Origin of the sequence: Microcoleus sp. S13_C3, assembly GCF_036700905.1 — a bacterium.
Classification (GTDB): domain Bacteria; phylum Cyanobacteriota; class Cyanobacteriia; order Cyanobacteriales; family Microcoleaceae; genus Microcoleus.
The window spans coordinates 7,543-20,944 of record NZ_JAUBPT010000142.1 but is presented as its reverse complement, the minus strand read 5'-3'; the positions used below and the strand labels follow the sequence as shown (position 1 = coordinate 20,944).

The following is a 13,402-nucleotide window of genomic DNA, read 5'->3' as shown; positions in this document are numbered from 1 at the left end:
GCAGTTGACAGTTGGCAGTTGGCAGTTGGCAGTTGGCAGTTGGCAGTTGGCAGTTGGCAGTTGGCAGTTGGCAGTTGTTAGAAATAACAATTACCTTTTTCCCAATGCCCAATGCCCAATGCCCGATGCCCGATGCCCGATGCCCAATGCCCAATGCCCGATGCCCAATGCCCGATTACTAAGTACAAATCTAAAATAGCAATGAATTCAGTTTGGCAACAGTTAACTCTGGCAAATTTGCCGCTCTCTCAGTGGCAAAGTAGAAGTTATTTATTCAATTTGGCGATCGGCTCTTTACGCAGTTGGCGGCAGAGTAGCTGGCTGATGCAGTGGGCCGAACCCTTGGGTTTTGTTTTGCTGGCCTTGACTTTCGGTTTGGCACCGTTTGTAAACAATGCCTTGGTGGGGGTGTTGATGGCGGCTAGCGCTGCATTTTGGGTGCTGCTGACTGTTTCGGACGATCGCGACATCCCCTTCACGCCGATTCACTTGCTGGTACTGCTGTACTGGGGCATTGCCACCGTCGCAACGGCGATGTCGCCGGTGAAAGTCGCCGCTGCTACTGGTTGGAGCAAGCTAACGCTGTATTTGCTGTTTTTTGCGCTGATGGCTCGGATATTGCGATCGCCCCGTTGGCGATCGTGGTTAATTGCCGTATTTTTGAACGTCTCTTTAATTGTCAGTTTCTACGGCGTGCGGCAGTGGATTGACAAAGTGCCGCCCTTAGCTACTTGGAACGATCCGACTTCTACTCAAGCCAATGTCACGCGAGTTTACAGCTTTCTGGGAAATCCTAACTTGCTTGGTTCCTATTTACTGCCGGCCATTGCATTGAGCGCCGCCGCACTTTTTGTGTGGAAAGGATGGGGAACAAGAGTTTTAGCGCTGACGATGCTGGTGGTGAATTGCGCGTGTTTGCGCTACACGGACAGCCGGGGTGCTTGGATCGGTTTTGTGGCTCTACTGGTGGTATTTTTAGTGCTGCTGTGGTACTGGTACAACCCTTTGATGCCTCGGTTCTGGCGAAATTGGGCGCTGCCGTTAGGGTTAGGAGGTTTGGCTGGAGCCTTAATTTTGGGAGTGGCTTTAGTGGAACCTCTGCGCGATCGAGTTTCGAGTATGTTTATCGGCCGAGGTGACAGCAGCAACAATTTTCGGATTAATGTTTGGACGGCGGTGATTGACATGATTCGCGATCGACCAATTCTCGGAATTGGGCCGGGCAACACTGCTTTTAATAAAGTTTATCCGCTTTACATGAAGCCGAGATTCACTGCTTTAAGCGCTTATTCCGTGCTGTTGGAAATTGCGGTGGAAACGGGTTTTATCGGTTTAATGTGTTTCCTGTGGCTGATGACTGTCACCGTCAATCAAGGTTTATTGCAGATCAAAAATCTGCGGGATTCACAATTTAAAATCTCTAGTTTAGAGGAAGAATCCCAAAATCCCCAATCTCAAATCCCAAATCTCAAATCGAATCAGGGGTTTTGGTTGATTGGGGCGATCGCAACTTTAGCTGGCATGATGGCCCACGGTTTTGTCGATACAGTTTGGTACCGGCCAGAAGTTAATATGCTTTGGTGGTTGATGGTGGCGATTATTGCTAGTTTTTACAGCAACTCGCACCCGCAGCAGCAAGATTCTGCTTTGACGGAGGGCAAGTAGATAGAATTGCTGCCGGGGATAAAACCCCGCCCGGTGACAGGGCGGTTTCATTCTCAGGGAAATCATCGTTTTGTAGGGGTAGTGCCAAGAATGCCTACCCCCTCCACGAATGATGAAATCGATGTTTCAAATGTCGGGGCTCTTCACGAGGGTTTGCCCCGAGGTCGAATGAAACAGCCCTGCGCCCGGTGCGGATTCCAGCAATAGCCGATACAGCAATAATTAAGAGTTATATCAGTGCAAAAAAAGAATGCAGCTTTATGCAAGCTGCAAACCCTTATCGCCATAAGTTATTTCCAATTCTTCAATTCTTAATCTCAAATCTCAAATGCTATAAGGTGCGGACCGCGCACCCTGCATAATACTACTACATACTACATACCTGTGGCTGTAAAGTGGTGATGGTACACTCTACCAAATTTATTGAAAATAACTCTTATTCTTCGCTCTCCGAAGGCATGATGAATCTCGGACACATATAATCATCATCTTTATCTATGCACCGCCGCCGTCGCCTCGACTGATTCGAGTCGAACGGCGTTTCGACTGATTTATTAACTGTAATTTTAACAGTCGAAGGAGTTGGCAGTGCTGTTGAGGCTTGACTTAGCTCCAATACCGTTATAATTGCCAGTATGGTTGATGAAAACAAAACTGTGCGTTTCATTTATTTGTTTTTTCCTCGTTTAATCGTTGACGTGCCATCCCTATCCATATATCCTCATCGAGTTCTTGAGAATCCGCATACTTTAGACAAATTTTCCACTGCGGTAGCGCTTCCTTCGTATTTTTCATCTTTTCTAGGACTTGCGCTTTTAAGCAGTAAGTTGCTGGTCCTTCACTATCAAGTTTAATCGCTGCATCCAGATGTTGCAATGCCTCTGAATATCGACCCTGTTCCAGGCGAGCCCATCCCAAGTTTTTGAGTAAAGAATATTTTACTTGATCGTCCTCAGCTAATTTCAAACCTTGCCACAGGAAGTGAACCGCAGCCGGATAGTTTTTTTGATCAACTATATATAATCGAGCCAGGTTGCTGTAAGCAGCAGGCAGACCGAGTTTGGCAGCTTGTAGATATTTTCCTCTGGCGCATTGTAAATCTTGCACCTCTTCGCAAAGCCATCCTAAATTGTAAAGAGCTGTTCGGCTTTTGGGATCTACCCTGAGCGCTAACTCATATGCTTGTTGAGTATCAGCCAATCGATTGGCTTTGTAGTTTTCAAAAGCCATCTTATTAAAAAAAGAGGCCAGTTCCGGCAACCCAATTTGCCAGCCGCCAAAGCCTACTGCTAGCATCAGCAAGAAAGCTCCCCACTTAGAGTTCTGATGCTTTTTTGGTGGCTCTTTCATGGCATTGAAAATGTTAGCTAATGGTGTCATTTTTAGCATTTTTTAACTTGAGAGTTGAGCGATATTTTGTTTGCCAGATTTAATTGCCGCCCTAATGGCTTCATAATCTTACGAAATGACTCATATTTGAGCCTATTTCTCATAAGAGTTTGTCAGTCCACAGCCGAATGCTTGGGTAATGTTCCCACTACCCAGAGGTATTCGAGCATAGGTTAATCATTCATGAGGCTCCACAAGCCATCCGGATATTTTCAGGAAAAAAGAACCGGGAAGCAGGAAGAAGGTAGAACTGTTCGCCTTGTCTAAGTAATAATACTTAGTCAGGGGTCAGGCGATCGACAGTATGCGACTGTATGAGGAGATAAGATATAGCATTTCTCAATAACATGAGGTGTTCTTGGGCATAGGGCATAGCGCATTGGGCATTGGGCATTGGCATAGGACTCGCCCCCATACCTCACCACGCTTGAGAAGCGCTACAACTCTAATGATGTTTGTAGTGACCACGAAAGCCCTCAAAATTCTCAACGGGGGATATCAAACAATTTTATGATGGGTAATTAACCGAACTAGATTTAAAATAATCAATCACTAATCAGCAATTACCAATCATTAATCACTAATGACTCCTGAGTAATAAACATCTCCATAAATTAACTTTCAACCTTCGAGTAGCAAAGATTTTAGTTGATTTTTCGGAGATGTCTAATGACTAATGACTAATGACTGATGGCAGGGGAATTGTTGACTGTTGACTGTTGACTGTTGACTGTTGACTGTTGACTAATGACTGGGGAATTGATGACTAATGACTGGGGAATTGTTGACTACTGACTAATGACTAATGACTAATGACTACTGACTACTGACTAATGACTAATGACTACTGACTAATGACTAATGACTAATGACTACTGACTAATGACTACTGACTACTGACTACTGACTACTGACTACTGACTACTGACTAAAATTGCTTCATCGCTCTTTCCATATCCCGCTTGTCTTCCCGTTTCTTCAAATCTTCGCGCTTGTCGTACAGTTTTTTCCCTTTACCCAAACCGATATCCAGTTTTACCCAGCCGCCTTTCAAATACATTTTTAACGGCACTAAAGTCAACCCTTTTTCTTCCACTTTGCCAATTAATTTGCGAATTTCCTGTTTGTGCATCAGCAATTTACGTGTGCGGCGGGGTTCGTGATTAAAATAGTTGCTAGCACTTCTCCAAGGCGAAATGTGAACGTTGATCAGCCACAGTTCCCCGTTCCGAACTAAGCCATATCCGTCGCGCAAATTTGCTTTTCCTTCCCGAATTGATTTGACTTCGGTTCCCTTCAACTCGATTCCCACTTGGTATGTCTCTATAATTTCATAGAGATGGCGCGCTTGTCGGTTATCGCTAACAATTTTGTATCCTGGGCTTTTTTCGCTCATTTTTACCTCCGATAAAATTAATTATTATAACGCTAGCTTCTCTGTAGAGAAAATCGAAGCTTGACAAAACTTAAATAATCGGTCTGGACATTACCAAATTGGCTGAGCTAAGATGTCACCAACGTGAATGTCAAGCGGTATCATGCAGCGCACCAATATCACTGATTCTGCAATTCCAGATTCTGTTACTCCTCATCCTGCGGTTAATTTGGTTTGGCTGGCTCCTTTTTTGCTGGCGCTTGCTTGGTTTTGGGCCAATATCTCGGCTGTTAAGTGGCTGTTATCCTCGTTTGTTGAGATACCCACACTATATAAAATAGTAATTGGCTTTCTGATTGTAGCATTAGTAGTGCGATCGATTGGGAACTCCGTTAGCGCAGCCCGCCCCTACGGGGGCTACGCCAACGAAGAGGATCGCCCGCCGGGATTTTCACCCAATTTCGTTTTGAGGCGAGATCCGCTGCTATTGATGTTGGGTGCGGGTATTTGCTCGATCGCCCTTCAGTACATAATTGATATCAAACAACTTACTGTCCTGCTATTTATCCTCGGGACTTACGGGCTGTGCGGCTTATTGGTAGAGCAGAACTTTTGGCAAAAAAACTTGCCAGTTGCGGGCTTGCTGGCTTGTATTTTACCATTTAATAGTCAGTTTAATAGCGGATTAGGTTTGCCGGCGCGAGTGCTCACTGCTCAGGTAGTAGAACAGTTGCTTTCTCTGCTGCACATTGGGGCTATTTCTTCTTACGATATTATCGTTTTGGAAAACGGAATCGCTCACGTGGACGTGCCTTGTAGCGGCATTAAAACCCTCTTAGTGGGAACGCTCTTTTTGCTGGCTGCCACCTGGCTGGAAAGCCGTAAATTGAGTTTAAAATGGCTGGCAGTATGCGCTGCGAACTTCTTAATGTTGGTCTCTGCCAACGCTTTGCGGGTTGCCGTGCTAGTGCTGGTTGCCCAAGTTTTCCAACAGCCAACCTATGCACCAATGCTGCACGTACCGCTAGGAATTGTGGGTTTAATCTGCGCTTGCTTCTTAAGTTGGTTGATGCTGCAAAAAGTACCGAAATTTCAAGAAACAAAAGATATTGATTTTAACTCGCAACGAAATTTAGAAATACTCAAAAATCAGCCTTTGGCAAAACCCGGACTAATTGTGGCGGTGTCTGTTTTGGGTGCAATCTCTCAATTGTATCATGTAGAAAGTGAAAAATTAGCGATCGCCCCCCTGAAATTTCCCGCCCCGATTGTATCCGAATCAATCCCGCTGAATCCCAGCGAACAAAAATTCTTTGGGAATTACCCCGGCACTCAAACAGAGAAAAAGAGATTTGTGTCAGGCAACTTGCGCGGTTCCATGCTCACAGTAGCGAGCACATCCTGGCAAACTTATCACGCCCCCGAGTTGTGTTTTGTAGCCAGCGGAATTCCCGTCAATGGCATAGAAATAAAACAGCTAACTCCTTCAGTAACAGCGCGCTGGCTGTCTCTCAAAAACAACCAATTATCAGCAGCATACTGGCTGCAATCTGCACAGCTAACTACAGATAACTTCATGTCCCGTATCGGCAGCGACCTCACCCACAAAAATCACAATTGGGTGCTAGTTTCCATTTTATTTGACAGTTCGTTACAAGCCGAAAATCAGGAAGTAAAAGAGTTTGCGAGTAATGTATACACTACCGTTAAACAAAGCTTACAAGGAGAAATAAATGAAAATCAAACAGGTATTTGATGGAATTTTTAAAACAATTTTTTGGGTCTGGAATTTGACATTTTTATCGATTGTTTACTTGGGAATTTTGCCTATTATAGGAGTGCCATTAATTCATGCGACAATCGATGGCATCATCCCGCTAGAGTTTTCTTTGACGATGGCAGCTACGATCGCAGTACCCACTGTATGTACAGTAATAGGAGCTAGGCGTTTTGGCAAGCAACCCCTACAGCTAATGCGTTGGTTTTACGGCGTAGAAGCACCGCTATTTTTGCTGTGTTTGCTCCGCTTGTTCCTGCTACGAGAACTCACTCCAGCTAGTTCTCAAATCATCGCTACTATTGCTTTGTGCATTGCAGCCTTTTCAGTGGAAATGCTGTACGGATATCTGGGTAAAAGAGAAAATGTTCAAAATATTTTCGATTCCCAGAATTCCCATAATAAACAGCCTCGTTTTTTCAGGTTGATCGGAGAAAAGCGAAGTGCGTGGCTGCAATTAGGATGTCACAGTTTAATGGTAGTAGTTGGCATTTGGGCGGCAACCTTGCTGATTTATTACGCTGTACCTGTGGCATTGTATACACTTTATGGATTCTTCTTTGTCGTCATTCAATTTTTCAAGTTTACATGGGTTTCACCATTTCTGGAGATGTTTAAATACGGGGACTGGGCCTCGGCTTTAATTTGGATACCGCTATCGTTTATATTGTTTGGTTTAACCTGTAGCTTGTTCGTTGTCATGCCTTCGCTGTACGGCTTTCTCTACATTCATTCCGGGCGGAAAATATGGCAGAGTTTTGCTGCACAATACGGGAAAAATAAAGCGCTAATCGGAAGTTTGGGAGTCATAGCAGCTTGGCTGGCTATTTTCTCCGCTTTGCAGCAGCAGCCACAAGTTGCAGTAATGAAAATGCTGGCGACTCCCCCCGCAAATGACACGGTTCGCCAAACTTTATTAGCCAAGTCTGATATGATTCGATCCGGCTTAGTTAACGCTTATTTGTCCCCTTACCGCTACCTCAGCACGGTAGGAGAAAATAACCACATTTATGAGATATACAAAAATATTTGGATTTTCCCTGACGGAGCGGCTCAAACCTTGCAGAACAGCTATAATTTTTTAATGTCGCCGTTTTTGTATCAAGGCTCTAGTGCGGATGTAGAAAAAGCCGAAAAACTCTACGGCGCATTCTTCGATACGGAACTGCAAAAAGGCGACACCGAAGCAGTAAAACACGCGGTTCAGTCAACATCAAATCGCGAAGAAGCAAAAGCCGGTTTGCTGAATGTCAATGAGGAAAAAGTGTGGTTGCAGTCGCAAGAAGTGACAGTCAAAGAAAACGGCGATTGGGCAGACGTTCAACTCTACGAAGTTTACAAAAATCAAACGCCGAACTTGCAAGAAGTATTCTACTACTTTTCCCTGCCGGAAAGCGCCGCAGTTACAGGAGTTTGGCTGGGAGATACTGGCGATTTAAACAAACGTTTTGTATTTACGGTATCGCCTAGAGGTGCCGCCCAGCAAGTCTACAACCAACAGGTGAGAGAAAGAGTCGATCCGGCTTTGCTAGAACAAATTGGCCCCAAACAATACCGTTTGCGGGCTTTTCCAATCCCGGCTAAAAGAGAATTCACGCTAACTGAAGGGCCAACCGAAATGCACCTGTGGCTTACTTACAAAGTCATGCGACAGCCGCAGGGTTGGGCTATGCCTGTTTTGGCTGAGAAACGCAACATTTTTTGGAACCAAAATACTCGCCGCACGATCGCCGGGAAAGAGGTAAAATACAGCGGTAAAGAAGCAAGAGAAACTTGGCTGCCACCCTTTTTGCCCGCAGTCGCACAGCAACCGCTAACCGCGCAGCAGGCGGTTCTACCGGGAGGAAATATCATTTCTGCTAAGCCGTTGGCTGATGCAAATTACTCGTTACCCCAAGGCAAGAAATTTGCAGTTATTCTCGATACTTCTCGCAGCATGGCGGCGGGAAATAAGGAAGTAAAAGAGACTTTTGAATGGTTGAAAGCTAATGCAGCAGGCAAAAATACTGTTGATTTGTATGTCGCCAGCGCTGCGGGAATGCCACCTAAGTTTGTGGAAGATGTACGCAATTTAGATGCGACAAAGGTGACATTTTACGGTACCATCCAGCTCAAAGATATGCTGCAACAGTTTGCACAGTTGCGGGGCGATAAAAGTTACGATACTGTATTTTTGGTGAGCGATCGCCACAGTTACGAATTATCGGACGATCGCAAACTTAAACTTTCCATCTCTGCACCCCTATGGACAGTGCATTTGGGAGGTTTGCCCCCCGGCTACGACGACGCAACATTGAAGGCTATTCAAGATAGCGGTGGCGGAGTTTCTACAGATATGAAAGAGGCGATGCAGCGAGTAGCAACGACAGCAGCTTCGGGCGAATCTACAGTTAATGTTGTTGACGGCTATGTTTGGAGTTATGCCAAAACCCCGCAGTCGAAAAAAAACGCAAAATCGGCGGCTGTCGCAGAGTCTAAAAATGCCGGAAATGAAGGGTTTAAACCCATAGCTGCGCGGCAGTTGATAACTGCACTTAGCAAGCAGAAAAGTTCAAGTCAATTAACACAACTGGATGCGATGCACGCAGTAGCTAAAAATTTCAAAGTGGTGACGCCTTATTCTTCGATGATTGTGTTAGTTAATGACGCGCAAAGGGATCAACTAAAAGCTGCAGAAGCTAAGAGCGATCGATTTGACAGAGAGGTAGAATCCGGTAAGGAGGAGTTGAGTAAGCCGAATAATCCTCTGAATGTTTCGGGGGTTCCTGAACCGGAAGAATGGCTACTGTTGACGGTAGGTGCGATCGGGCTTTTGGTGATTTTTCTCCGCCAGCGGCGCGCGAAAATGGTAGGTTGAAAAGTCCGATGCTTGAAAGTTAATTAACTCCTTCCCAGGCGATTTGCTTGGGAACCAGTCAACGATTAACCAAGCAGAGCCTCCGAATCTGCATTACCAGGCAGAGCCTGGTAAGGAGTAAACCGACTTCTGCAAGAAAACCTGCACCCGCCGTGAGAATATCTGATATCATATCCGGTCGATTACCATAACAAAAACGTTTCGATCGTTGGGACTTCAGTCCGCACCCTCGATCAAATCTGATTGTGGTTAATTACTCGGAAACCAGATTAACCCCCGATGCTTATTCAAAACTTTAAGCCGCCACCACCAAGCACCAGTAAAGTCGATTAAGGCTCGATCAAAATTGCTTTCGGTTTCTGAGAATCCAACAGAGAAGCGGAAATCAGAATCACCAGATCCTCTGTTTCATTTTGACCGTAATGCACCATGCCCCCTGGCTCAACTAAAGAATCTCCCACCATCAGACGAGTAGTTTGGCCCGCGTCTAGGGTTTCTTCTTTACCATTGGCGCGTTTAATTTTCGCGGTTCCCTTGACAACATTATAGGTGAGCGTCCCCAATTCAACTTTTTCAATTTGCATCCCTGGATGAATATGAGGTGGCAGTTTTGCCCCAGCAGGAATGGTATAACGTACTAATTCTAAAATTCGACCTTCTGCCTCACTGGGATAACCACTCGCTAAGACTTCCCGCTTCACGGTTTGAGTATAGCTATTGCTCGGTGGTGGTGTTTGCTGACTTCTCGCCATCGTCACTGTTCCCAAGCCAACCATCATCATCACAGAAAAACGCAAACCTAATTTTTTCATAGTCTTTTTTGTTCCAATCTCTAGTTTTTCCATGCCTAGTGGGGATTTGATCCATGAATCATCACTCATCTATCTCGACAAAAACGCGATCGCCCTCAATCTTTACCGGATAAGATTCCAGGGCATCGCTTGGTGCATTCAAACATTTACCAGTATCTAATTTGTACTGATACTTATGAAACGGACAGGTAATGATACCGCTGCTTACCTTACCCATGTCGATCGGGTATTCTAAATGAGTGCAAGCATTGCGGTAACAAGTAACATTCATGCCTTGACGATTCAAAATCACTGAATTTTCGTCAACTTTTACCTTCAACACACCCCATTCGGGAACTTGATTTAGCGCTGTTACCTCTACCCACATATAATCTTTCTCGCTTTAAATAAATTATTGCAAATTAATGGGCGATCGCCCTTGAATGCAGCAAGGGCGATCGGTGCGACACTCTCCACACCTGATAACCTAACCGTTTTCCTCGCCATTTCCCAGGTACAACCTCACGAATTCATCAGCAGCCTCCCGATTGAATGTCTGCAACGCTTGCTTAATCGCAAATACCGCCTCAGCGGATGGATCTCGTTCTTCACTCACCCAACGGCTAACGTTTGAGCGATCAATTTCCATCTTTGCCGCCAATTGATATTGACTGATATCGTATGCCTCTAATATTTTTTTGAGGGCTTTACCTGCTCTTCCCATGCTCCCGATTGTGTCAGAGAGTAACCCTCCTGTAAACGTTGCTGATTGTCATCTAATGCGCTACACTGCGATCAGTTGACAATTAGCACCTATAAGATCGAGGAGATCGACCGCAATGACTCAAACACAGCTTTTTGTTTCCACAGATAAGTAATTGGACAGAATTAATTACACACTGATTTTTTGCTGATTCTTTACTAGACAAGGCTTGTAGCCCAAATTTTTGTGTAATTAATTGTGTCCTACTACTTATCAACGAAATCCCGACATCGCCGACATCGGAGCCAAATCCTGTGCCTGCTGAACCAGACCGGGAACCTGTGCTGATCCTGGTGATTGGCTCCCAGAAGGGAATCGATAAAATTGTTAGCGCACTCTACTTGCGTCGTTTTGCAGCAGTTCAAGAATGGTCGCAGATTTTACCTGCCCCGACTATCGGCAAGCTCATGCGGAGTTTGATTCGCTATGTTTCTTTAGATTAAATTGGGCAAAAATGCTCTTTTACATCAGACGCAGTGTTCTGCAAAACTGAAGGGGGCGATCGCATTTTAAATTAAGTGCGATCGTTTCTTCCTTAATGTAAAAGCTCTTACCACCCTCATGCAGCTAATAGAAGCAGGCGAAACCCTATGATAGTCACCGTTCGAGATCCCGAAATTCTCAAAAATCTACAGCCAGAAATTGTGCGTACTTACCTCGAAACGCATTGCTGGCAAGAAGTGCGACAAATTGACGATAAAGCTTCTCTCTGGAATCGCCACAGCGAAACCTCAGAAGAGTTAGAGATTCTGCTACCATTAAAACCAGAATTTTTAGACTTTCCCCGCCGGATGGCTGAAGTTTTACAAACCCTAGAAATTGCTGAAAATCGTTCCCAGCTCGAAATTCTCAGCAATCTCTTGACATCAGTTCCTAACATTACCATTCAAGGCATAGTTACCAACTTGCAAGAAGGATTATCAGCAGGAAAATTAACTTTGACGGGCGTTATTGTTGGCAAGCTGCGGCGCATTCAGTTAGAACTAGCAGAACCAGTCTACGAACTGGCAGTCAAAGCTTATCAAGCCAGAATTCCGGTTATTTGTCAAGGCAATTTAGTTAAACAAGGTCGCTCTTTTTTACTGCAAAATACCCATCACTTTACATTAGATTTAGATGCCTGGTTGGAATGAATGCTATGTACTATAATCCAATACGGTTCAGTTAAGGAAAATTGTAGCGGAAATGTTGGGCGGAGTGAAACGGAGGGTTCGTTCCACGGGCCCAACCTACGCACGATCGGTTTTTTTAGCACTAACTGAACCGTATTGTACTATAATCAACCTAAAGAGCGATTGTGAAAGGATTTTCATAAAATGGTTAATGTCTTTATTCTTGAGCACGTCCATGAATTGGGAGATGACCGCGAAGACTTAAAAATTATCGGTATTTATTCGACTAAAACATTAGCCGAAGCTGCTAAGGCAAGAATGCTCTCCCAACCCGGTTTTATAGATGCTCCAGAAGGCTTTCATATAAGCTGTTATCCCTTAGATAAAGACCACTGGATCGACGGCTATGTCACTGTTTATTATTCTGATTCTTAACCTTTACCCTACGGATGAATCTGAGTCAAAATCACCCTCAACCTGTCGTAATCATCCTTCAACAAAACACTCAAACTCCTCCCCGCTTCCACCAACCAAGATCGATCGCGCATCCGCAACTGATAAATCTCACGAATCGCCGCCGCCGTCAGCGCATCCACCGGCGCATTAGCCACCCCCAGCAGCGTCCTCAAAAAATCCAACTGCACGGTAAAATCAATCACCTCATCGGGTTCGCAGCGATAAACCGCCTGGTGAATTTGTGGCGGGCGCGGCGGCAAATACTGATAAATTTTACCCCTAGAGGGGCCGTGACCGTTCAACCTTTCCGGCGCCGTCTCAAACCCCACAATCGCCACTCGAAACTCGGTTTTGAGCATCGCAAAAATCTGCGGTTGTTCTTCCCGCAACTCTTCCAGCGACAAACCCAAAGCGCGAGCTCTGTGCACGGAGTCGATCGGGCTAGTCGTAGCGTAATAAACCACGCCGTAAATTTGATTTTTCGACTCTTCATCCTCAGCCTTCACCCAACTCCCAAAAGGCGGCATCACGGGAAAGCTTAAGTCTTCCGGTTCCAAACATTGAGCCAAAAACTCCGAAGTTGCCGTCTCGATTACCTCAGCAATGCGATCTGGATGGCGCTCTTTTGTAGCAAATTGGGGTAAAGGTAAACGCATATTAGTCAGTTGGCAGTTGGTTATTGGCAGTTGGTTGTTGGTTGTTGACAGTTGGCAGTTGGTTATTGGCAGTTGGTTGTTATTTATTATTATTTGTAAGTAGCTACTAATAAACAATAACTAATAACTAATTACAACTGACAACTGTCAACTGACAACTGACAACTGAACTATTTCGCGCGACCAGCCGTAGCATCCACAAGTTCCAACTGTGACACGCGGAACGTAATCAGCTTGTCCCAATTGCCACCTTCAAACAGTACCGCGACTTTCCCGTCGGTAACTCGCTGGACTTGTCCTTGAAAGGCGTAGTAAATCTCACCCTTATCTTTAACTCGAACTGCCGAACCTGGAAAAATCATAATTGTTTCAATGTTATGTTTGCTGGTTATAGTTTACCTTTTCTTGGCGATCGAGACTTGATGCTAAAACAGGCATCTTGCCTGTTCCACACACTAAACAGGCAAGATGCCTGTTCCACACACTCAACAGGCATCTTGCCTGTTCCACACACTAAACAGGCAAGATGCCTGTTCCACACACTCAACAGGCAAGATGCCT

14 protein-coding genes are annotated in these 13,402 nt (G+C 45.0%); 6 read left to right on the top strand and 8 right to left on the bottom strand.

Features of this window, described 5'->3' with window-relative positions:
* Positions 1 to 201 precede the first annotated feature (201 nt).
* Positions 202 to 1,665, top strand: coding sequence for an IctB family putative bicarbonate transporter (locus QUA16_RS28500; protein ID WP_333107608.1), 1,464 nt, complete (start codon positions 202 to 204; stop codon positions 1,663 to 1,665).
* A 436-nt stretch (positions 1,666 to 2,101) separates the two neighbouring features.
* Here QUA16_RS28500 and QUA16_RS28495 read toward each other — a convergent pair whose 3' ends face one another.
* The 3 genes from QUA16_RS28495 to smpB form a co-directional block, all read right to left on the bottom strand.
* A complete protein-coding gene (locus QUA16_RS28495) occupies positions 2,102 to 2,332 on the bottom strand; it encodes an Osc7112_2153 family protein (protein ID WP_333107606.1) in 231 nt (76 codons plus the stop codon).
* Entirely contained in the window at positions 2,329 to 3,045 is a 717-nt protein-coding gene (locus QUA16_RS28490) for a tetratricopeptide repeat protein (RefSeq protein ID WP_333107605.1), read from the bottom strand. Before QUA16_RS28490 ends, QUA16_RS28495 begins: the two co-directional genes overlap by 4 nt.
* 937 nt (positions 3,046 to 3,982) lie before the next feature.
* Positions 3,983 to 4,450 (bottom strand): SsrA-binding protein SmpB, encoded by a 468-nt coding sequence (gene smpB, locus QUA16_RS28485; protein WP_006631384.1) that lies wholly within the window; start codon positions 4,448 to 4,450, stop codon positions 3,983 to 3,985.
* A 127-nt stretch (positions 4,451 to 4,577) separates the two neighbouring features.
* On the opposite strand from smpB, the gene xrtO reads away from it, so the two are divergent.
* Entirely contained in the window at positions 4,578 to 6,185 is a 1,608-nt protein-coding gene (gene xrtO / locus QUA16_RS28480) for an exosortase O (protein WP_333107604.1), read from the top strand.
* Positions 6,163 to 9,063, top strand: a complete 2,901-nt coding sequence (locus QUA16_RS28475) for a TIGR02921 family PEP-CTERM protein (protein WP_333107603.1) — start codon at positions 6,163 to 6,165, stop codon at positions 9,061 to 9,063. Before xrtO ends, QUA16_RS28475 begins: the two co-directional genes overlap by 23 nt.
* Positions 9,064 to 9,392: 329 nt before the next feature.
* Here QUA16_RS28475 and QUA16_RS28470 read toward each other — a convergent pair whose 3' ends face one another.
* The 3 genes from QUA16_RS28470 to QUA16_RS28460 form a co-directional block, all read right to left on the bottom strand.
* Positions 9,393 to 9,875, bottom strand: coding sequence for a cupin domain-containing protein (locus QUA16_RS28470; protein WP_333107602.1), 483 nt, complete (start codon positions 9,873 to 9,875; stop codon positions 9,393 to 9,395).
* A gap of 61 nt (positions 9,876 to 9,936) precedes the next feature.
* Positions 9,937 to 10,242, bottom strand: a complete 306-nt coding sequence (locus tag QUA16_RS28465; RefSeq protein ID WP_333107601.1) for a Rieske (2Fe-2S) protein — start codon at positions 10,240 to 10,242, stop codon at positions 9,937 to 9,939.
* Positions 10,243 to 10,341: 99 nt separating this feature from the next.
* Complete coding sequence (locus QUA16_RS28460; RefSeq protein WP_015175931.1) at positions 10,342 to 10,578, bottom strand: helix-turn-helix domain-containing protein; 237 nt, start codon at positions 10,576 to 10,578, stop codon at positions 10,342 to 10,344.
* 293 nt (positions 10,579 to 10,871) lie between these two features.
* Between QUA16_RS28460 and QUA16_RS28455 the strand changes: the two genes are divergently transcribed.
* The 3 genes from QUA16_RS28455 to QUA16_RS28445 all read left to right on the top strand — a co-directional run bounded on the left by QUA16_RS28455 (position 10,872) and on the right by QUA16_RS28445 (position 12,164).
* Positions 10,872 to 11,060, top strand: coding sequence for a peptide ABC transporter substrate-binding protein (locus QUA16_RS28455; RefSeq protein WP_333107600.1), 189 nt, complete (start codon positions 10,872 to 10,874; stop codon positions 11,058 to 11,060).
* A gap of 147 nt (positions 11,061 to 11,207) precedes the next feature.
* Entirely contained in the window at positions 11,208 to 11,750 is a 543-nt protein-coding gene (locus QUA16_RS28450; RefSeq protein ID WP_333107599.1) for a hypothetical protein, read from the top strand.
* A gap of 183 nt (positions 11,751 to 11,933) precedes the next feature.
* Complete coding sequence (locus tag QUA16_RS28445; RefSeq protein ID WP_333107598.1) at positions 11,934 to 12,164, top strand: DUF7336 domain-containing protein; 231 nt, start codon at positions 11,934 to 11,936, stop codon at positions 12,162 to 12,164.
* An 8-nt stretch (positions 12,165 to 12,172) separates the two neighbouring features.
* Here the strand turns inward: QUA16_RS28445 and QUA16_RS28440 are convergent, their stop codons facing one another.
* Both QUA16_RS28440 and QUA16_RS28435 read right to left on the bottom strand, forming a co-directional pair.
* Positions 12,173 to 12,841: an HAS-barrel domain-containing protein gene (locus QUA16_RS28440; RefSeq protein ID WP_333107596.1), complete on the bottom strand. Its 669-nt coding sequence runs from the start codon at positions 12,839 to 12,841 to the stop codon at positions 12,173 to 12,175.
* Between the two features lie 170 nt (positions 12,842 to 13,011).
* The gene (locus tag QUA16_RS28435; RefSeq protein ID WP_333107595.1) at positions 13,012 to 13,203 is read right to left on the bottom strand and encodes an NAD(P)H dehydrogenase subunit NdhS; all 192 of its coding nucleotides are present in this window, start codon (positions 13,201 to 13,203) and stop codon (positions 13,012 to 13,014) included.
* Between the last annotated feature and the right edge of the window lie 199 nt (positions 13,204 to 13,402).

Excerpts from the sequence above, each read along its gene's own strand:
- QUA16_RS28495 (WP_333107606.1), bottom strand. The coding sequence starts at position 2,332 with ATGAAACGCACAGTTTTGTTTTCATCAACCATACTGGCAATTATAACG.
- smpB (WP_006631384.1), bottom strand. The coding sequence starts at position 4,450 with ATGAGCGAAAAAAGCCCAGGATACAAAATTGTTAGCGATAACCGACAA.
- QUA16_RS28470 (WP_333107602.1), bottom strand. The coding sequence starts at position 9,875 with ATGAAAAAATTAGGTTTGCGTTTTTCTGTGATGATGATGGTTGGCTTG.
- QUA16_RS28440 (WP_333107596.1), bottom strand. The coding sequence starts at position 12,841 with ATGCGTTTACCTTTACCCCAATTTGCTACAAAAGAGCGCCATCCAGAT.
- QUA16_RS28460 (WP_015175931.1), bottom strand. The coding sequence starts at position 10,578 with ATGGGAAGAGCAGGTAAAGCCCTCAAAAAAATATTAGAGGCATACGAT.
- QUA16_RS28450 (WP_333107599.1), top strand. The coding sequence starts at position 11,208 with ATGATAGTCACCGTTCGAGATCCCGAAATTCTCAAAAATCTACAGCCA.
- QUA16_RS28475 (WP_333107603.1), top strand. The coding sequence starts at position 6,163 with ATGAAAATCAAACAGGTATTTGATGGAATTTTTAAAACAATTTTTTGG.
- xrtO (WP_333107604.1), top strand. The coding sequence starts at position 4,578 with ATGTCAAGCGGTATCATGCAGCGCACCAATATCACTGATTCTGCAATT.
- QUA16_RS28490 (WP_333107605.1), bottom strand. The coding sequence starts at position 3,045 with ATGACACCATTAGCTAACATTTTCAATGCCATGAAAGAGCCACCAAAA.
- QUA16_RS28435 (WP_333107595.1), bottom strand. The coding sequence starts at position 13,203 with ATGATTTTTCCAGGTTCGGCAGTTCGAGTTAAAGATAAGGGTGAGATT.
- QUA16_RS28500 (WP_333107608.1), top strand. The coding sequence starts at position 202 with ATGAATTCAGTTTGGCAACAGTTAACTCTGGCAAATTTGCCGCTCTCT.
- QUA16_RS28445 (WP_333107598.1), top strand. The coding sequence starts at position 11,934 with ATGGTTAATGTCTTTATTCTTGAGCACGTCCATGAATTGGGAGATGAC.
- QUA16_RS28465 (WP_333107601.1), bottom strand. The coding sequence starts at position 10,242 with ATGTGGGTAGAGGTAACAGCGCTAAATCAAGTTCCCGAATGGGGTGTG.